This window comes from Rhodococcus sp. 14-2470-1a, from assembly GCF_002259425.1.
Classification (GTDB): Bacteria; Actinomycetota; Actinomycetes; order Mycobacteriales; family Mycobacteriaceae; genus Rhodococcoides; species Rhodococcoides fascians_E.
Genome location: NZ_NPFZ01000010.1, coordinates 221,715 through 241,477 on the forward strand (window position 1 = coordinate 221,715; position 19,763 = coordinate 241,477).

General features: G+C 66.0%; 11 protein-coding genes. 5 read left to right on the forward strand and 6 right to left on the reverse strand.

All coding sequences use genetic code 11. From position 1 onward, the window contains the following. Positions 1-115: 115 nt before the first annotated feature. The 5 genes from CH292_RS05775 to CH292_RS05795 all read right to left on the reverse strand — a co-directional run bounded on the left by CH292_RS05775 (position 116) and on the right by CH292_RS05795 (position 14,237). Entirely contained in the window at positions 116-802 is a 687-nt protein-coding gene (locus tag CH292_RS05775; RefSeq protein ID WP_094654210.1) for a hypothetical protein, read from the reverse strand. Further along, positions 799-2,505 (reverse strand): polysaccharide biosynthesis tyrosine autokinase, encoded by a 1,707-nt coding sequence (locus CH292_RS05780; protein ID WP_373454671.1) that lies wholly within the window; start codon positions 2,503-2,505, stop codon positions 799-801. The genes CH292_RS05775 and CH292_RS05780 overlap by 4 nt, the downstream gene beginning before the upstream one ends. Before the next feature lie 119 nt (positions 2,506-2,624). Continuing rightward, the gene (locus CH292_RS05785; RefSeq protein WP_094654211.1) at positions 2,625-3,500 is read right to left on the reverse strand and encodes a cyclopropane mycolic acid synthase family methyltransferase; all 876 of its coding nucleotides are present in this window, start codon (positions 3,498-3,500) and stop codon (positions 2,625-2,627) included. Then, a complete protein-coding gene (locus CH292_RS05790; RefSeq protein ID WP_256977946.1) occupies positions 3,500-13,498 on the reverse strand; it encodes a non-ribosomal peptide synthetase in 9,999 nt (3,332 codons plus the stop codon). Before CH292_RS05790 ends, CH292_RS05785 begins: the two co-directional genes overlap by 1 nt. Positions 13,499-13,748: 250 nt before the next feature. After that, entirely contained in the window at positions 13,749-14,237 is a 489-nt protein-coding gene (locus CH292_RS05795; RefSeq protein ID WP_179277913.1) for a sugar transferase, read from the reverse strand. 322 nt (positions 14,238-14,559) lie between these two features. On the opposite strand from CH292_RS05795, the gene CH292_RS05800 reads away from it, so the two are divergent. The 5 genes from CH292_RS05800 to CH292_RS05820 all read left to right on the forward strand — a co-directional run bounded on the left by CH292_RS05800 (position 14,560) and on the right by CH292_RS05820 (position 18,512). Further along, positions 14,560-16,335 carry a DUF4012 domain-containing protein gene (locus CH292_RS05800; RefSeq protein ID WP_094654214.1) on the forward strand — a complete coding sequence of 592 codons (1,776 nt, stop codon included), beginning with the start codon at positions 14,560-14,562 and terminating at the stop codon, positions 16,333-16,335. A gap of 139 nt (positions 16,336-16,474) precedes the next feature. Further along, the gene (locus tag CH292_RS05805; protein WP_373454668.1) at positions 16,475-17,038 is read left to right on the forward strand and encodes a hypothetical protein; all 564 of its coding nucleotides are present in this window, start codon (positions 16,475-16,477) and stop codon (positions 17,036-17,038) included. 52 nt (positions 17,039-17,090) lie between these two features. Beyond that, positions 17,091-17,456: a hypothetical protein gene (locus CH292_RS05810; RefSeq protein ID WP_094654216.1), complete on the forward strand. Its 366-nt coding sequence runs from the start codon at positions 17,091-17,093 to the stop codon at positions 17,454-17,456. Between the two features lie 43 nt (positions 17,457-17,499). Next, entirely contained in the window at positions 17,500-17,829 is a 330-nt protein-coding gene (locus CH292_RS05815; protein ID WP_094654217.1) for a helix-turn-helix transcriptional regulator, read from the forward strand. Then, the gene (locus tag CH292_RS05820) at positions 17,829-18,512 is read left to right on the forward strand and encodes a cation transporter (RefSeq protein WP_094654218.1); all 684 of its coding nucleotides are present in this window, start codon (positions 17,829-17,831) and stop codon (positions 18,510-18,512) included. Before CH292_RS05815 ends, CH292_RS05820 begins: the two co-directional genes overlap by 1 nt. Positions 18,513-18,518: 6 nt before the next feature. On the opposite strand, the gene CH292_RS05825 is transcribed toward CH292_RS05820, so the two are convergent. Beyond that, positions 18,519-19,463: a glycoside hydrolase family 26 protein gene (locus CH292_RS05825; RefSeq protein WP_157773149.1), complete on the reverse strand. Its 945-nt coding sequence runs from the start codon at positions 19,461-19,463 to the stop codon at positions 18,519-18,521. Positions 19,464-19,763 lie beyond the last annotated feature (300 nt).

Here is a 19,763-nt window from a genome sequence, read left to right on the forward strand (position 1 = left end):
ATTGTGCAGGAACATGCTCTTGGATTGGTTTCGAGAACAAAAAAATACTTCGGTTGAATGCATGAGCTTGGTCATACCGCGCGTCTTGTTCCACGCAGCGTCACAGGCAGCCTGTCTAGCTTCCGATCGGCCGAAATCCTGCTCCTGTGCCGCCGCGTGTGTTCAACCGGGCCAGAGATTCGGCTGCGGATGCGTAGACCGTCGGGCTCAGGACGGGGGCGGTGTCGGCATGGCTGGCGATGCCGACGAGTGTGGTTCCGCTGACCAGAGCTCCGCCCGAGTCGGCCCAGAACGTGGGCGTTCCCGTGACGATGTCGGTGTCCGGTCGGACGTCCAGGACGGTACCGCATGTGGTTGCGGTGGCCGCGCCGATCTTGCAGACAGGCCGGCCGGGCAATGTGGGTCCGATGTCGGTGACGGTGATCCCGCCGCGCGAGGACACGGGTATCACCTTGGTCGGGTCGAGTTCGACGACACCGTAATCCGGACCCCAGTGGCCCGAGACGGTCACGCCGACCGGTCCGGCGCCGAGGTTGTCGACGAGCGTGACCGGCAGGCCGGGCGACAGCACGCAGTGTCCGGCGGTCAGTCCGACGAGTCGTCCGGCCGCGTCGTATCCGACGGCCGCGAACGAGCACGCCGTGAGGTCTTCGATGCCTCCGGTCGTGATGTATCCCGTGCCCGGCCCGACGAGAGCAGCGGGAGCAGGAAGAGCAGCGGGGGCAGCGACGACCGGCGATGCCACTGCGATACTCGCGGCGAACGAGAGCACGGCGGCTGCGCCGAGCTGCGTCGCTTTCATTCCTTGTATCGCCTCGACGGTGCAACGCCGTTGTCGAGTGCTCCCGGCTTGCGCACGGAGGTCGCCGGTGGCCGTGGGGTCCCCGGTGGCGTTCCGGGAGGCGTTGCCGTCGGCGGACGCGGTGTCGACGTGCGAGACGGCCCGGCCTCGTAGGACGTCGGTGCGGCCGGCGGCTGTCCCGTTCCGTACGGGGATGCGGGTGGTGTGGCCGGAGGCGGGGTCACCGGAGGCTGTGCTGCGGGAGGCGCAACCGGTGGTGAAGCCTGAGGCGGCGCGGCCTGCGGTGAGGAGGCGTGCGGTGAGGAAGCCTGCGGTGAGCCAGCCTGGCTGCCGTCCCATGCTGTGGCGCTCGATCCCGGTGTCACTGGATTGGGGGTCTGACGAGGAATCGACGAGTCCGTCTCGTAGTAGTACGAGTAGTTGTCGCCGCCCTTGCGTCCGGCGGGCATCATCGTGAACACGGCGCCGAGGATGTGCGCGCCGATGGTTTCGAGGTTGCCGACGGCTCGGGCGACCTCGTTCTCGGTGGTGTGGCCGTAGCGTGCGACGACCAGGGCGCCGTCGCTGTGGGTGGTCAGCAGTGCGGAGTCGGTGACCGGGAGCAGCGGGGCACCGTCGACGATGATGTAGTCGAATCGGCCGCGGAGTTCGTCGATGACGCGCCTGGATGCTTCGGAGCCGAGGAGCTCCGAGGGGTTCGGCGGCAGCGGTCCGGAGGCGAGTACTTCGAGGCCTTCGTATTTGGTGGGCTGCATGACGTCGGACAGGTCGGCCTGGTTGGCCAGGACGGTGGACAGACCGACGGATCCGATCAGTCCGAGGTACTTGGAGACGCGCGGACGCCGCAGGTCACCTTCGACGAGTGCGACGTGGTGGCCGGCCTCGGCGAGAGCGAGGGCGAGGTTGACGGCGACGGTCGTCTTTCCTTCGGCCGGAACGGCACTCGTGACGACGATGACGCGCGGCGGGTGGTCGACTTCGAGGAACTGGAGGTTGGTGCGCAGCTCGCGGTAGGACTCGGCGCTCGGCGAGTGTGCCGCACCGAATTCGACGACGGCGTTCTCCTTGAGGTTCTTGTCGAACGGCAGGCTTCCGACGAGAGGGGTCTTGGACGCTGCTTCGAGCTTGGTGCGGGTCTTGATGGTGTTGTCGAGTCGGTCGCGCAGTACTGCGAGTGCGATGCCGAGCAGCAGGCCGACGGCGGCACCGAGGGCGAGGTTGCGGGTGGTCTTGGGGCTGACGGGCGCCGACGATTCCTGTGCTTGCTCCACCAGTCGCACTCCGGCGGCGGGTGTTCCGCCGTCTTCCGGCGTCTCGAGTTCACGGACCAAGGTGGTGAGCTGCGTTGCGAGGGAGTTGGCGATGTCGCGTGCCAGGCCCGGTGAGGTGTCGACGACGACGATGTCGAGCAGAACGGTGTCCGGGGTGGACGTGGCCGTGACCTTCGAGGCGAGCTGGGCCGGCGTCATGTTCAGGCTCAGTTCGTCGATCGTCCGTGCGGCGAGTGTCTCACCGGTGACGAGCTCGGAGTACGACGCGACGCGCTGCTGCGAGAACAGGTTGCCCTGGTAGGTCTCGCTGACGGTCGATCCTCCCGATGTCGAGACGAACACTCGGCTCGACGACTGGTAGGTCGGTGTGGTCAGCAGTGACACCGCAAGTGCACCCAGCACTGCGACTGCCACCGTGACCACGATGACCATCCATCTAGTTCGCAGTATCTGTAGGTAGTCCTGGATTTCCACTTGGGGCTCCCTCATCTTTTCCAGCAACGCTCGTGTTCATGTTTTCATGCTTGTCGGTCTTCTCGCGCACTAGTTCATCAGCACTCGCCCGGCGTCAGGGTGAACTGCACGACATCTATGCGTCCGTCCTTGAATCTGGACGAACATCCGGTCAGGTAATGGATGTATCGCTCGTAAACTTCGCTCGAAGACAACGCAATTGCGGCTTCTCGCTGGTCGACCAAGCGATCGGTCCATTCGTCGAGCGTTCTCGCGTAGTGCGGCCCGAGTGTGTGCTCACGTTCGAGCCGTAAGCCCGCTTCGGACGCTGTGGCGACCACCATGTCGGATTGTGCGAGCTGTCCGCCGGGGAAGATCTCCCGCATGATGAAGCGTACGAAGTGTGCGTCCTCGCGGGTGAACACGACGCCGCTCGCCAGCACTTCGGCGATCGGCCGCATGACGATGGTGTGCAACAACATTCGGCCGTCGGGCGGCAGCACGGCCCGGCATTTGTCGAAGAACGCGGAGTAGCGCTGGCGCCGGAAGTGCTCGAACGCTCCGACGCTGACGATGCGGTCGACGGTTCGACCGGCGGGTGGACTGAACTCCTCCCACCCTTGCAGACGGATCTCGACGCCGTCGAGGTGCGCGACGACGGCACTGGCACGGTCGAATTGGTTGCGGCTGAGTGTCAGTCCGATGACGTCGACGCCGTACTTCTCGGCGGCACGCTTGGCGAGTGCACCCCATCCGCACCCGATGTCCAGCAACGTCATTCCAGGCTGCAGATCCAACTTGCCGAGCGCCAGGTCGATCTTGGCGGTCTGGGCCTCTTCGAGCGTCATGTCCTCGCGTTCGAAGTACGCGCAGCTGTAGGTCATGCTCGTATCGAGGAACAGGGCGAAGAATTCGTCCGACAGATCGTAGTGCGCTTGGACGTTGTCCACATAGGGCTGCAGATTGGTGGTCATCACGCCACACCTTCCTTCGGCAGAAGCAGGCCGAGTTCTCGGCCGAGTGCGTGGGCGCCTGCTTCACCCAGCATGTTCTCGTGTTCGGCGTCGACCCGCACTACCGAGACCGGGCCGTCGACGAACTCGTCCCACTGCTCCGCGCCGCGCGATCCGCGTGCTGCGAAGTAGAGAACGTCCCCCTTGAACACCTGCGGCCGGTACGCGGCGACCCACTGCGGCGCGTCGGCGACGGGTGCGTACATGCGACGCAGGTTCTCGACGGTCAGGAAGGCGAGTTCGCCGCGGCCGTGGACCAATCCGTCTCGGATCTCGTCGAACGATTCGCCGTCCACGCCGAGCTGATCGGCGAGGTCGGCGATGCTGAACGGTGCGCTGTCGGTGGGTGCGGTCAGGGTCGCGTCGACCAGCGTCAGCTGCGCCACTTCCTCGCCCATGGACTGCAGCTGAACGGCGACAGCGTGGGCGATCACGCCGCCGAGCGACCATCCGAGCAGGTGGTACGGGCCGTCCGGTTGCACGGCGCGGATCTCCGCGACGTAGCGCGCCGCGAAATCCTCGATGGTCGACGGCGCATCCTCCCCGCCTGCGATGCCGGGAACCTGCAGTCCGAAGAGCGGCCTGTCGGTCTCGCTCAGCAACGAGAGGTAACTCCACGCGATCCCGATGGCGGGGTGGATGCAGAACAGCGGCTCACCGGGGCCGTCGGTGCGGATCGGGAGCAGCACGTCGAACGCGCCGCCGTGGTCACGGGCCCCGGTCCGGAGCTGCGCGGCCACACCGGCGACGGTGGGGTGAGTCAGCATGGCCGTCACCGGGACGGTCAGCCCCAGGCGATCTTCGAGAGCGTCGACCACTTGCACCACCGACAGCGAATGCCCACCGAGATCGAAGAAGTTGTCGCCGACGCCGAATCGGTCCGCCGGTAGATCCAGCACGTCGGAAAACACTTGATGGACTGCGTGTTCGAGCGGTGTCGTCGGCGCGAGCTTCGGATCCGACGCCGGTGCCGGCTCCGGCAGGCGTGCCGTGTCGACTTTGCCGGACAGCGTGGTCGGGAGGGTGTCGACGCGGGTGACCGTGCTGGGAACCATGTAGGCGGGCAGGGTGCGGGCCAGGAACTCGCGCACCGAGCGCGGCCGCGCCGGTCCGACGATGTAGGCGGCAAGCGATCCGCTGCCGTTCAATTCACTGCCGTTCGCTCCACTGCCGTCCGATCCCCTGCCGTCCGATCCACTGCGCCCGATTGCCGACGCCTGTTCCACTCCCGGGTGTTGCAGGAGCGCGGACTCGATTTCGCTGAGTTCCACTCGGTGGCCACGGATCTTGATCTGCGAATCGGCGCGGCCCAGGTATTCGAGTGAGCCTCCGACCCATCGGACCAGGTCGCCTGTGCGATAGAGACGTCCGGTTCCGAACGGGTTGGCCACGAAGCTGCTCGACGTCCACCCCGGCTTACGTAGGTATCCCTCGGCGAGGCCGTCGCCTGCAAGGTAGAGCTCGCCGACGATGCCCTCCCCCACCGGTCGCAGCCGGGAGTCGAGGACGGCGGTGGTGAATCCGCGGGTAGGTCGGCCGATGGTGACCGGGCGGGCCGGGGGCGCAGCGTCCGTGCACGTGCTCATGACGGTACCTTCGGTGGGTCCGTAGGCGTTGTACACGCGGCGACCTGTCGACCACCGTTGCAGCAGAGCGGCATTGGTGGCTTCACCGGCCATGATGACGACCTCGACCGACGGAGTGGCGTGCGGGTCGGTGATCTGCAGGACCGTCGGGGTCAGGCACACGTGGGTCACCTGGTGCTGCGCGATCAGGGTTTCCAGTGCGCGTCCGGCGTACACGTCGGGCGCGCCCACCACGACGGTTCCGCCGGAGCCGAACGCGAGCAGCAGTTCGAAGACGGATGCGTCGAAGGCGAGCGATGCGAACTGCAGTACGCGTGAGCCGGGCGTCACGTCGAACAGTTCACGCTGGCTTTCGACGAGGTCCGCGATGCCTCGGTGCGTGACGCGCACACCCTTGGGCGTTCCGGTGGAACCGGAGGTGTAGATGACGTACGCGGTGCTGTCCACGGGAACGGCCCGAGCAGTGAAGCTCTCGTCCGACTCGGTGCCCACCGTCAGCCATGTCGGCTGTGCGAGGCCGGAATCGATCGCTGCGATGCCGGTGATCGGCGCGGCGTCGGACAGGATTTCGCGGATCCGGTGGGTCGGCAGCGTCGTGTCGATCGGGAGGTATCCGGCACCGGACTTCGCAACGGCCCAGAGAGCGATCACGGATTCGGCCGACCGCGGCAGGGCCACGGCAACGAGCGATCCTGGCTCCACGCTGCGGCGAACCAGGTTCTGGGCCAGGGCGTTCGAACGCTCGTCGAGCTCGCGGTAGGTCAGCTCCTCGTCACCGTCGAGGATGGCCGTGTTGTCCGGCCATCGACGCGCCGCCTCGGTGAACACTGTGGCCAGCGTGTACTGCTCGGCAGAGCCGTCGGTGCTGACGATCGCGGACGAGTGGGCTGCGGCGAATTCGGCGCTTCCCAACCGGACGCTCGGATCGTGCGCGACGAGGGTGAGCACGGCCGCAAGCCTGTCCGCCAACGCAGCGGGCACCGACGGTCCGAAGCGAGTGGGCGAGTACGCCAGCCGCCCGGTCAGCCCGTCGACCGTTTCCTCGACGACCACTTCCAGGTCGAATTGCGTGCTCTCGATGTCGATGCGCCGGGGAGTCACGGAGGTGGAACCGAATTCCAATGTCGGCGCGCCGAGTTCACCCATCGCGAGCAACACCTGGAACAGCGGGTGCGTGTCGAGTGTGCGGGTGGGCGCCACGGCGTCGACCACCCACTCGAACGGAACGTCGGAGTTGGCGAAGGCGTCGAGGTCGCGATTGCGCACGTCGATCACGAATTCTTCGAAGGTCGTCGACGGCTGCACGTCCGTTCGCAGTACGACGGTGCCGACGAACATGCCCACCAACTCGTCCAGTGCAGGGTGCGACCTGCCGGAGACCGGTGTACCGATGGCGATGTCCGATGAGCCGCTGGCCTCGGCCAGCACCGCTGCGAGGGATGCGTGAACGACGACGAACACCGTCGCCCCCAGGCGATGCGCCAGGCCACGTAGGTCACCGAGAGTGTCTGCGTCGATACGGAATTCACCGGGAGTGTACGCAGCGTCGGCGTCCAAGACCCCGGTCGGCAGATCGAGGTAGCCCGGCAACCCCGCCAGTGCAGTGCGCCAGTAGTCGAGCTGTGGTGCAGCGACACTGGCGAGGACGTCCTGCTGCCACAGCCGGTAGTCGGCGTAATCGACTGCAAGCGGTTCGAACTCGGGTGCCGAACCTGCACCGCGCGCCGTCAGTGCAGTGTCGACATCCCGCGCCAACGGACCGAGAGACAGCCCGTCCACAGCAACATGATGCGCAACCACCGTCAGAACGTTGACCGTGCTGTCGGGTCGCTCCTGCAGGCTCCGCTCCTGCCGGGGTCGCTCCTGCAGGCTCCGCTCCTGCCGGGGTCGCTCCTGCAGGCTCCGCTCCTGCAGCGAGAGCCGTACCGGTGGTTCCATCGTCAGATCGAAGCCCTCGACGGGTGCGGCCGATGCGTCGGCGTGCCGTTCGTCGAGTGAGGAGACGACGGTGACCGCGTCCAACAGCGTGGTCGTCGGGCCGTCCGGCGTCGACGGGTACACCGTGCGCAGCGGCAGGTGGCGCTCGACGACGTCGGTGATGGCAGCTCGTAGTACCTCGACGTCGAGGTCGTCGGGTAACGCGAGCTCGAACGCGATGTTGTAGGCCGCGGAGTCGGGTGCGTACCGGTTCTGCAGCCAGATCCGGCGCTCGGCGGGGGCCGGCTGCGTGAACGATCGCGCGTCCGAACGGTGGGTCAGCGCAGGCCGGGGAGCGTATTCGGTGGACAGCTTCTGCACCGATGCGCCGAGGAGCTTCGCCGTCGGCGATTCGAAGATCGTGCGCACGGGCACGTGGGTCCCCAGGGCTGCGCCGATCCGGGTGGCGGCTCGGGCCGCGCGGAGCGAGTCGCCGCCCATGACGAAGAAGTTGGCGTCGACGCTCACGTTCTCGGCAGCACCGCCGAGGGTGTCGGCGAAGATACCGAGGATCACGTCCACGGCGAGGGTGCGAGCTACCGCGTCACCCGCGAGGGTGCGAGCTACCGCGTCACCCGCGAGTGCGTCGGGCGACACCAGGGCACGAGTGTCGACTTTTCCGTTGGCGGTCAGCGGTAGTCGATCGATCGGCACGATCGCCGTGGGCATCAGCGCCAGCGGCAGCCTGTCCAGCAGCCACAGCTTGGCGTCCTGCTCGCCCACTCCCACGACCCAGGCCACGATTCGGCCGTCCCGTGCGTCGGCGACGGCCGCGGTGACGTCGGGATGCGTGCGCAGTGCTGCCTCGATATCGCCCAGTTCCACTCGCACTCCGCGAATCTGGACCTGGGTGTCGATGCGTCCGCGGAAATCGAGCTCGCCGCCCTCCCCGATGCGCACCCGGTCGCCGGTGCGATAGAGACGGGTACCGCCCGGACCTGCGACGAAGCGCTCGGCGGTCAACGCTGCCCACGAGCCGTAACCCCGGGCCAGTCCGCCCGCCAGATACAGCTCGCCGACGCCGCCGCGCGGCACCGGCCGCAGCCGTGTGTCCAGCACGTGCGCCGAGATGTGCGCGAGGGGGCGCCCGATGGTGACGGGATTGTCGGTCGTCAGGCCGTCGGTCAGCGTCGCCACCACGGTGGCTTCGGAGGGGCCGTAGGCGTTGAGCATCAGCCGGTTCGGGCTCCACTGCGTCACGACGTCCGCTCCGAGGACGTCGCCGCCGACGGCTACCGTCGTCACGCTGTCCACGGGCGGGACCGTGGCGAGGACTGCGGGAGTGGACAGGAAGTGGGTGACGGCGTGTTCGGTGAGGAACTGGGCCATCGCGTCACCGTCGACCAGGTCGGTCGGGGCGATCACGAGGGTTGCGCCGGCACCGAACGCCAGGATCAGCTCCAGCATCGCGGCGTCGAAGTTGACCGAATAACCGTGCAGTAACCGGGATTCTGCGTCGACGCTGTAGCGCGGAACGACCTGCTGAGCCAAGGCGTGGACGGTTCCGTGCGTCACGGCGACCGGTTTGGGTGTGCCCGTGGATCCAGAGGTGTGGATGACGTAGACGGGGTGCGCCGGCAGCAGCGTCGAGGTGCGCTCGGCGTCGGTGACGGGTGCGTCGCTGAGCAGTAGGGCAGCGGCTTCGTCGACCCAGTCGATTCCGGTCTCGTTGCCGCCGAATCCGATTCGGATGCCGTCGAGGATTGCTGTGCGTCGGGCTGCGGGGTAGGTCGGGTCGACGGGGACGAACGCGGCCCCGGCCTTCGCCACGGCCCACAGGGCCAGCACGTAGTCCGCCGAGCGTTCCAGCGACAGTGCGACGAGTGATTCCGGTCCGACTCCCTCGGCGATGAGCAGGCGCGCGATGCGGTTGGAGCGACGATCCAGCTCGTCGTACGTCAGCGTCTCGGCTCCGTCGAGAGCGATATTTCCGTCGGTCCACACGTCCAACAGAGTGCCCACGGGTGCATCCACGGCGGGGTGCTCCGGCTGCCCCAGCTCGATGTCGCCCAGCTCGATGTCGCCCACCACCGCATCGGGTGTGTCGGCGACGGTGCTGAGCACGGTGAGCAGGGTGTCCGCGAAGTGCTGGACCGTCCGGTGCTCGTACAGGTCGGCGGCGTACTCGATCTGGCCGGTGATGCCGTCGGCGGTCTCGGTGAGTACCAGTCCGAGGTCGAATTCCGAGGTGTGCGTCGGAACCGACACGACGGTGATCGGGAGGTCGTCCACCGACCGGTGCTGTGCGTTGTCGAACGCGAGCATGACCTGGAAAATCGGGTGCCGGTCCAGTGATCGGTCCGTCGCGAGGGCGTCGACGATGCGCTCGAACGGCAGTTCGGTGTGCGCGAACGCGTCCAGGTCGTTGTGCCGCACGGCGGCAAGCAGTTCCGTGAAGGTCGACGAGGGATCGACGTCGACGGCCAGGGGCACGGTTCCGACGAACATTCCCACCATGTCGTCCAGTGCCTCGTGGCCGCGGCCGGCCGACGGTGTGCCGACGACGGTGCGCGAGGCGTCCCCGAACCGGGTGAGAGTGGCGGCGAGTGCTGCGTGCACCACCATGAACGTCGTTGCGTTGGATGCCTTCGCGAGATCGCGAATCGCGGAGTGCACCGACGCGTCGACGGTGATCGGGACGTCGGCGGTGACCAGGGACTGCACCGGCGGGCGTGGATGATCGGCGGGCAGCGCGGCAAGCGGAAGATCGGTATCCAACACGGTTGTCCAGTAAGCGAGTTGGCTTTCCGCGACGGCGTCGACGACCGCTCGGTTCCAGACCGCGTACTGGCTGTACTGCGCGGGGAGTCTCGACCACGTGGGTGCGTGCCCGGCGAGTCGAGCGGCATGTGCGACGGCGAAGTCACGGACCAGCGGGTCGATGGACCATCCGTCGATCGCGATGTGGTGCAGCACGATCACGACGGTCACGTCCTGATCGGACTGCAGAACGGCGGCGCGGATCGGCACGTCGTCGGCAACGTCGAAGCCGGCCGACGCCAGTGCGGCGATGCGCCCGCCCAGATCGTCCGGGTGCACCGCGTACGTGGGGATGTGGCCCAGCACCTGGCCGGTGGGCTTCACCACCTGGCGTGGGCTGTCCTCGTCCGCCGGAAAATACGTGCGTAGCGACTCGTGCCGTTCGAGCACGTCTCGCAGTGCGGCCACCACGATCGATCCGTCGCTCGCGGTCGCATCGGTGATCCGCAGCGCGACCGGCATGTTGTAGGCCGGGGAGCTCGCGTCGAACTGGTTGAGGAACCACATGCGCTGCTGCGAGTAGGACAGTGGAATCCGTTTCGGCACCGGCATATCGAACAGAGCCTGGGTGTCGAGCAAGTCCAGCGACGAACCGTGATCGGCGGATGCGTCGAGGGCGGCAGCGACTCCGGCGACGGTGGGGACATCGAACAGCGTCGGCAGCGTCACCGCGCCGCCGAGCCTGGACAGCACGCGCGTGGCGCTGAGGGAGTCCCCGCCGAGGTCGAAGAACGAGTGTTCGCGTCCGACGCGTCCGACGCTGCCGGCGCCGAGGACGTCGGCGAAGACGGTCGCGACCAGCGTTTCGGTCTCGGTCCGCGGCGCCACGTACGCGGTGTCCTCGCCCACGACCGGCGCCGGCAGAGCACGTCTGTCGATCTTGCCGCTCGCGGTCATCGGGAAAGCGTCGAGAACCGTGACGTGGGCCGGCACCATCCACCGAGGCAGGTGCGCGGAGAGATGCGAGTCCAGATTGTCGGTGGAACCTGCGACGTACAACGTGATTCGCTGATCGTGCACCGTCGCGACGGCCGCCGTGACGCCGGGTGATCGGGCGGCGACCGACTCGATCTCGCCGAGTTCCACGCGGCGCCCCTGCAGTTGGACCTGGCGATCGCTGCGGCCCAGATACTCGAGCGCACTGCCGTCGACAGCCCACCGCACGACGTCTCCGGTTCGGTACAACCGAGCGCCACCGACGTCCGCAACGAAACGCGAGGCGGTGAGACCGGGTTGGCCGTCGTATCCGCGGGCGATGCCGTCGCCCCCGAGATACAGCTCGCCGACGCCTCCGCGCGGTGCAAAACGCAGGTGGGCGTCGAGAACAACGGCGCGGACGCCGGGAAGAGCGGTACCGATCGTGACGCGTTCGCCCACCGTCATGGGCTCGGAGAGCGTGGCCAGGACGGTCGCTTCCGTCGGTCCGTAGGCGTTGAGCATCTGCCGATCGGACAACGCGCCGGCGGGCATGTGGTGGGAGGCTGCCGCGAACCGGTCGCGCAGTTCCGGTGGGCATTCTTCACCGCCGACGTCGAACACGTCGATGCCCGCGAGGTCCTCGGGTTCGAGTGTCGCGAGGACTGCCGGGGAGGTCACGAGATGGGTGATGCGTTCTGCGGCAATGAAATCAGCCAGCATTCTGCCCGCGTACACCTCGGCGGGCGCGATCACCAACGTGGCACCGGCTGCGAACGCGGAGAGTATTTCCTGGATCGACGCGTCGAAGATCGGCGATGCCAGGTGCAGCACCCGAGATCTTGGTGTCACCGAATAGCGTTCCACCACAGCGGCTGCCAATTGCGCGAGTCCGCGATGAGTGACGCTGACGGCTTTGGGACGCCCGGTACTCCCCGAGGTATGTACGAGGTAGGCCTCGTTGTCGACACGTGTTGTCGGAGCATTTGTGTCGGTCGGCTGCGCGTCGAGCAGATCCTCGATGACCAGCCACCGCACCGACCCGGGTAGCGACGCCGCGAGCTCGCGGGTGGTGATGCCGACCTCGACGGAGGCGTCGGTGAGGATCTGCGTCAGCCGATCGGCCGGCTCGAACGGATCGACGGGCACGAACGACCCACCGGCCACCGATACCGCCCACGCCGCCAGAAGCGAGTGATACGACCGTCCGATCGCCACGGCAATTCGCGTCTCGGTACCGACCGGCAGCCCGGAGGCCACTCCCGCCGCGCTCAGGGCGAAATCGGTAGCGGTGTGGTCGATTCCGCCGTACCGAACGACGGCAGATTTCTGCAGCAACGAGGTCAACAGCAGCGGCTCGGTGGTACCCCACGCTGCGCTGTCCTCCGCGCCGGGGACGGTGAGCTCCGAGACCGACAAGCCGTCGGGAGCGCCGACGAGTTCCCGCAGCAGGTCGAGAAACCGTGCGTGGTGGTAGCCGAGCTCGTCGGCGGTGTACACGGCCGGGTTGCCGAGGAAGTCGACGCGGGTGGTGGCCCCGGCGACGCCCGGGTAGACGTTGACCATCATGTCGTCGATGGGACCGCTCGACAGCACTCGATACTCGCCGACGACGTCGCCGAGTCGAATTATGCTGTTGTACATCATGATATTGACCGACGGGCCAAAAATGCCGCGACCAGCGGCAGCGCCGACGTCGGTGCCCGCGGCACGCTGCATGTCCTCCAACCGGAACCGCTGGTGCCGGAGTGCGCCGGTGAGCTCGACCTGAATGCGTCGGAGAAGCTCTTCGACGGTGACCCCGGCCTCGACGCCGATGCGCAGGGGTACGACGTTGGACATCATGCCGGAGGAGTCGCGCAGCTTGGTCGTCGCGCGGCCGGAGACGGGGAGGCTGAGCATGACGTCCTCGGTGTCGGTCATCCTCGCGAGATACAGCGAGAACGCTGCGAGTACGACGGGCACGTCGGAGGAGTTGTAGCGGCGCGCGAGTTCGGCCATGGCGTCGGCGATCTCGGGCTCGAGCTCCGCCCCGACGCTGATCGAGATACCGCTCGGCACCGAGGACGACCGCGCGAGGCGCGGGGCGTCGCTGTGTCCGTCGAGCCGGCCGAGCCAGTACTGACGGTCGGTCTCGTAGCGGGACGACGCGGGGTAGGCGGCCTCGTAGTCGTAGATCTCGCGGACGCCGACGGCTCGGGTCTTCGGCGCATCGGTGCCGGTGAGCAGAGCGGTGTAGACGGCGGCGGTGCGTTCCTGGACGGAGATGGCTCCGAGGCCGTCCATGACGATGTGGTGGGCGCGGCTGAACCAGTAGTAGTGCTCGTCGCCGACCTGGATGATCTCCGACGCGATCAGTTGATCCCGCACCAGGTCGACAGGTGTGCGGTACTGCGCGTTCATGTACTCGTGGGCGTAGGCGACGGGATCGAGTTGGACGCGGAAGTCCCGGTAGATCATCGCGTAGGGCACGCCCGAGTCGAACCACTGGTAGGGACGGCCGTCGATCTCGGTCAGCCGAACGCCCGGTGACTCGAGGTCACGACAGGCGATATCGGTGGCGCGGATGAGCGTCGGTGGGTCGATGTGCCCGCGGATCTCGACGTACTGCGCGATCGTGAACGGCACGTCCGGTGCCAGCTTCTGCGCGAAGTAGATGTTCATCTGGGCAGCAGAAAGCGGAAACAGGCCATCCTCCAACGGCGCACTTCCAGACGACACTTCTGCTACCCCTCCTCAGGCTCACTGCGGACGGCTTCGCAGACAACTCAGCTACCCATACGGTCGTTCTGTAGGGTCGCAAAAACGACCTCGACCTCTCGTGGCCCCTCTACAAACTAGTGGACGGGCGGCAATTGCTCTACTTGCCGGGAAATGTCGGGGCATTTCGATGTTCGGGATTCGGCGAACCCTCAGAAATGGCCCCGAAAAAGGTCGACTTGCTTGTTTTTCGACGGGAAATCACACGAGGTCAGGTCGTTTTCCAGCCGTAACGAACCGCGCCGGCCGTCAGGATCAAGATGCGGATATCACGGAAAAGCGACCAGGACTCCACATACGTCCTGTCGAGCGAGTGAATGTCTTGCGGTGTCAGTTCGGTCCGGGGAGTGAGCATCCAGAGGCCGGTCATGCCCGGGCGTAGCCGAACCTCGATCGGCCTCTCCGACAGCGCAGGCCGTACCGGCCGGGGCCGTGGACCGACGAGGCTCATGTCTCCGCGCAGTACGTTGAGCAGCTCGGGCAAGTGGATCAGACCGTACTTGACCAGCGGCCGGTCCTTCCGCTGGTCAGCCGGTGCGGAGAAGTTGAGCAGGTCGAACGCCTCACCGCCGAGACCGAGCCGGGGCACTGTGGTCACCGGGGCCTTCGAGGGGCCGGTGACCTTGGCGTAGATCCAGCAGCACACGAACACCGGAGCGAGCACCGCGAGAGTGCCTGCGGCGACGATCTTGTCGAACACTTCCTTGGTTGTTGCATCCCACGAACCGAGCGCTACAACTCCCGCATTCGAATGTGACGGGTCACCGCCACTTCGACCCAGTCGGTCGCCCTGCACCGATTTTTCACCCCAACTCGTACGTCTGTCGAAACTCGACTCGAATGTCGTATGTAAGCACCATCACGTTACGATCACGCTAACGCGTTGGCCTTTCCTCGGTTTCGCGCATTATTCGATTGCTTGAAATGTCATTCACGTGAATTAATCGCTACTCTTCCCTGAGCATCGTCACATTTTTCACGGTGTGACGCTCACCGACCTAGCCCACAGGAGTTCTGGCGACATGACGACCGGTACCGAGACCCGCTCATCGTCACGCGGACGCAAGAAGCGCCCGATTCTGTGGACCGTCGTGATCGTCCTCGTGCTTCTCGTCGCGTTCGTGGCCTGGCTGGCGTACGAGGCCGTGACAGCGAAGTCCAACCTCGAGACGACGCGTGACGCCGCCAACAAAGCCAAGGATTCTCTGCTCGACGGTGATGTCGCCGGTGCGCAGGCCGCAGCGGCGGAGGCGTCGGACTCGGCGAAGAAGGCACAGGACGCCGCGTCGTCGATTCCGTTCTCCGTCGCGGGAGCGATCCCCTACCTGGGCAGTCCGCTCGCGACGGTGTCCGATATCGCCGACGTCGTGCACGGTCTCGCCGTGGACGTGCTGGAACCGGCGTCCGCTGCGAGCGCGAGTATTTCACCCAACAGCGTCATCGAGGGCGGCGGGCGAGTGAACCTGCAGGCGTTGACGGATGCCGAGCCGGTCCTCGCCGAGACGTCCGCCGCTGCGGAGGATCTGTACGTCCAGGCTCAGGCGATCGAGGATCCGGTGTTTCTCGGAGTGGTGCAGGACGCCAGGGTCCAGCTCGAGAACCAGACGCACGATCTTGCCGGGCTGCTCACCAACACCTACACCGCGAGCCGCTTGGTTCCGTCGATGATGGGTGCTGACGGACCGCGCTCGTACTTCATGGCGTTCCAGACCAACGCCGAGGCACGCGGAACCGGCGGTCTTCTGGGCGGTTTCGGCATCATCAGGGCAGACAACGGCACCGCTCGCGTGGATACCCTGGGCGCCAACAACGAGTTGGAGTTCGCCGAGCAGCCGATCGATCTCGGGCCGGAGTACAACGCGCTCTGGGCGCCGCGCAACACCACCGTCGACTTCCGCAATTCCAATGCGAGCCCGAACTTCCCGTACGCGGGACAGATCTGGTCGTCGATGTGGACGGAGCAGACCGGTGAGCAGTTGAACGGTGCCATCGCGACCGATCCGATTGCTCTGAGTTACATCCTCGACGCCACCGGACCCATCACTCTGGCCGACGGCGAGGTGATTTCCGGAGACAACGTCGTCGAGGTGACACTGTCCACCGCGTACGCGCGCTTCGGGGACGATCAGATCGCACGCAAGGCGTACCTGCAGGAGATCGCAGCGGCCGTCGTGGCCAAGATGACGACGGGCGTGGCGCCGACACGCCAGCTGCTCGACGCCGTCGGCCGCGCCGGAAGCGAAGGCCGCATCTCGGTGTGGAGCGCGGACCCGGCGGAGCAGGAAATTCTGGCTGCGACCAAGATCGGCCATGCACTGCCGACCGAGCCTGTCCCCTACGCGAATGTGATCGTCAACAACGCCGGCGGCAACAAGCTGGATTACTACCTGGCCCGCGACATCACGTACACCGCGGAAAGCTGCAACGGTCCCACCCGAAAGTCGACTGTTACAGCGACATTGACCAACACCGTGGATCCGAACGGTCTGACGCAGTACGTCGCCAGCACCTTCCAGCCGGGCGTTCCGTACGGCACCAACGAGTCCATCGTCTACCTGTACGCAACCCAGGGCGCCAAGATCCTCTCCACGAAGGTCGACGGGCTCAGTGCCTTCGCCGTTCAGGGCGGCGTCGAACTCGGCCACCCCGTACAAGCTGCCTACGTCACCATCCCGCCGGGTGAATCCTCGACAGTGACATGGGAAGTCGAGGAGCCCACCGTTCCGGGCGAAGCGTTGGTTCCCACGCAGCCTCTCGTCGACGACCCCACCATCACCGTCGACGTCCCCACCTGCTGACCCCGGAATGCCCCATGGTTTCCGTGTCGTTCGTTCGTATGTAATCCGATTGCCGGATACCCGTTCCGCTCGCCCCCTGTAAGCATTGATTCGACCGATGACACTCATTGTCGTTCGAAACTACGTGTGCGGAGCAAACATGTTGAGCAATAGACTGATCCGACGTTCCATCGCTGTGTCTGCGACACTCGGCGCCGCTCTTCTCCTCGCGCCTGGAGGTGTGTCCGCACAGCCGTCGGTCGGGAGCGCCGACGGAGCCATCAGCGGCGGCAGCGCAATTCTGGACAGCGGGAGCAGTGTTCTGGACGGGAACATCGTCGACGGAGTCACCGGCATCGTCAACGGCGGCAGCTCGATCCTCAACAGCCTTCCGGGGACCGGGTCGTTCGCTCCGCGCCAGCCGTGCAATCAGGGCACAGTCTCCGGCGGTCCTGGCGTGACCCAGACCAATCACGACTTGGGACGGCCCGGGCCTGCGTCGTTCGTCATCAACTACGAGACCGAGAGCGTTCCCGACGTCATCGAGGTGTTCTACCAGGGCGGCCTGGTTCAGAGCATCGGCCCCGTGGGTGACAACATCAACGAGGGCACCGGTTCCGCCGTCGTCGCTCTCCCGCCCGGTGGCGACACGTCCGTTCTGGTGAAGGTGACGGGGCCTGCGGACACCATCTGGGAGTACACGGTGAACTGCCCCTTCGCCTGATCAGCGGTTCGGCGCGTGCATCGACGGCGCCACTCGTGTGAAGCTGGGTCCCATGGGAACGCGAAGATGGTTCGACAACACATTCGCCGACACGTGGGGCCCAGTTCTGATGTTGGCACTGCTGGCCGTGATCGGTCCCGGCGTGATCGACAGCGCGCTCGACGAGCGGTCGCCCTGGCAGATCTTCCTCGTCCTGGCGTGGGCACTGCTCGTCGTCGTCCAGGTGACGGAGCTGATTCGTCGACGAACCCACCATCCCAGCACTCAGCTAGTCGACCCGGCCACCATCCCGGTCGATGACGTGGCCTTCGCGATCTCCGAAGCTCAGTCACGTGTGAAGGCCGTCAAGCTGCTGCGTGAACGTCATCCTGGCCTCGGGTTGAAGGAGGCGGCGGACCTGGTGGACGCCCGCCGATAGTTCAGTATTTCCTGAATACAGATTTCAATGTACAGTCACCGGAATGGACGTCCTGACCCGTGTATCGGTGCTGTCGCGCTTCGGCCATGCCCTGTCGGATGAGACCCGTACGCGGGTACTGCTGGCGCTGAAGGAAGCGCCGGCCTACCCCGCCGAGCTTGCGGCAGACCTGGGCGTGACACGTCAGAAGATGTCGAATCACCTCGCGTGCTTGCGTGGCTGCGGCTTGGTCGTCTCGGTGCCGGATGGCCGGAGAACGCGCTACGAGTTGGCCGACGCCAACATCGGGCGGGCTCTGGACGATCTGCTGCAGGTCGTTCTCGCCGTGGATCCCACGTGTTGCCCGGCGTCGAACACCGAGGGCTGCTGCTGATGGCCACCGACATCGGACTCCCGGTTCCGAACGCTCGTCGACGGGCAGTGCTGTCCAGGCGAATTCGGTGGTTCGTGGCGGCGACCATTGCCTACAATGTCGTCGAGGCGGTCATCGCCATTTCCGAGGGTGCCCGGGTGTCCTCGACGGCACTGATCGGGTTCGGTTTGGACTCGATCATCGAGGTCTCGTCCGCGGCCGCGGTTGCGTGGCAGTTCTCGGCCTCGGATCCGGAGTCGAGGGAGAAGGTCGCGCTTCGCATCATTGCGTTCTCGTTCTTCGGGCTCGCGCTCTACGTCACGGTGGATGCCGTCCGGACACTCTTCGGAGCCGCCGATGCCGAACACTCGTCCATCGGAATTGCGCTTGCGGCAGTGAGTTTGGCCATCATGCCTGCACTGTCCTGGGCTCAGCGCCGTGCAGGCCGAGAGCTCGGGTCGGCGAGCGCGGTAGCGGACTCCAAACAAACATTGTTGTGCACTTACCTGTCGGCCGTCCTGCTGGTCGGGCTCCTGCTCAACAGCCTTTTCGGGTGGTCCTGGGCCGATCCGGTCGCGGCACTGGTGATCGCCGGCCTGGCCGTCAAGGAAGGGCTGAACGCGTGGAAGGGCGACACCTGCTGCGCCACGCCGATATCCGCGCCGGCCTCGGCCGGAGCCGATCACTGCAACTGCTGCGACTGACCCGCATCACCATTCCCTCAGCGCTGCTCGGGCGGAATCCAGTGCCGATTGCGGACTTTCGAGCAACCAGTTGGCTTCGCCTGGTTTGTCGAAGTCGAACCACAGCAGCCCCGAGACGCGGGTGGTGCCGAGGTAGGCGAAGAGGTCGGTGATCCATTGCGCTTTGTCTCCCAGGGCATCTCCGCTGCCGGTTTCGTAGATCCACACAGGCTTGGAGGGTGCCACCGAGTTCGCGGTAGCGATGGCGTCGGCGAAGAGGTTGTCCGGGGTCTGCCAGTACGTCCCTTCACCCCCGCCGTTGTATCCGTCGATTCCCACGAGGTCGACGTAGAGGTCGCCGGGGTAGGTCTGCGCAGCGATGTCCAGCCCTCCTGGGCGGTCGCTGCTGGCGTCGTAGGACCACACCCATTGCACTTTGCTGGCTCCGGCTTGGAGAAATATGTCGTGGACCCGGCGGTAGGCGGCGACGTAGTCCTCGGCGGTCGAGCGTGAACCGTCCACCGACCACGGGTACCAGTTGCCGTTCATTTCGTGTCCGAACCTCAGCTGCATCGGCTGGTCGAACTCGGCGGCACTTCTCGCCCATCCGGTGATGTACTCGTCGAACTCCCCCGCTGCGATCCGCGCGGGTCGGAATCGTTCCTGATACTCGCCTTCGTCGGGATGCCACGGCTCCCACGTGACGGCGGGGATGGCTCCTCGGTCGTGGATGTCGTACAGGGTGTCGAGCGCGAGTGGGCGCTCCCAGGCCCACGCCTCGAAGTAGTTGATCACTTCCGGGGAGCGGTCCAGCGCATCCCCGGTCGTGAACGCCGTCGCGACGCCCGAGTTCTCGCCTTGCGAGGATAGGCCGAACGTTCGCGGTGGCGTGTCCGCGGTGGCCGCACAACTTGCCGCTGCGAGCACTGCCGTCGTGACCACAGCCAGGGACGCGAGCGTGAAGCGGGTCATGAGGATCCAATGTGTCGGTCGAACAGCGGACAGGTTTCGAAAAGCGGTCAAACCAAACTCGAGGTAGGTTTCAGGAAGTCGGGTGTCACTCAGGTCAGCGTCGACCATCTTTCTTCCTCTGCGATCGAAACTACAACAGTCGATTGGCCTCCATGACATCTACATACGAGGACCGGATTGCGATTGCATCCCGGTCCGTCGACCCAGCGCTCGTGTCCCCTCCTACCGATCCAGGTTTACCGTCGCCGCCGACGGACGTCGAACGTGATTCCTATCTCCAGAGTGAAAATCGTTGGATTC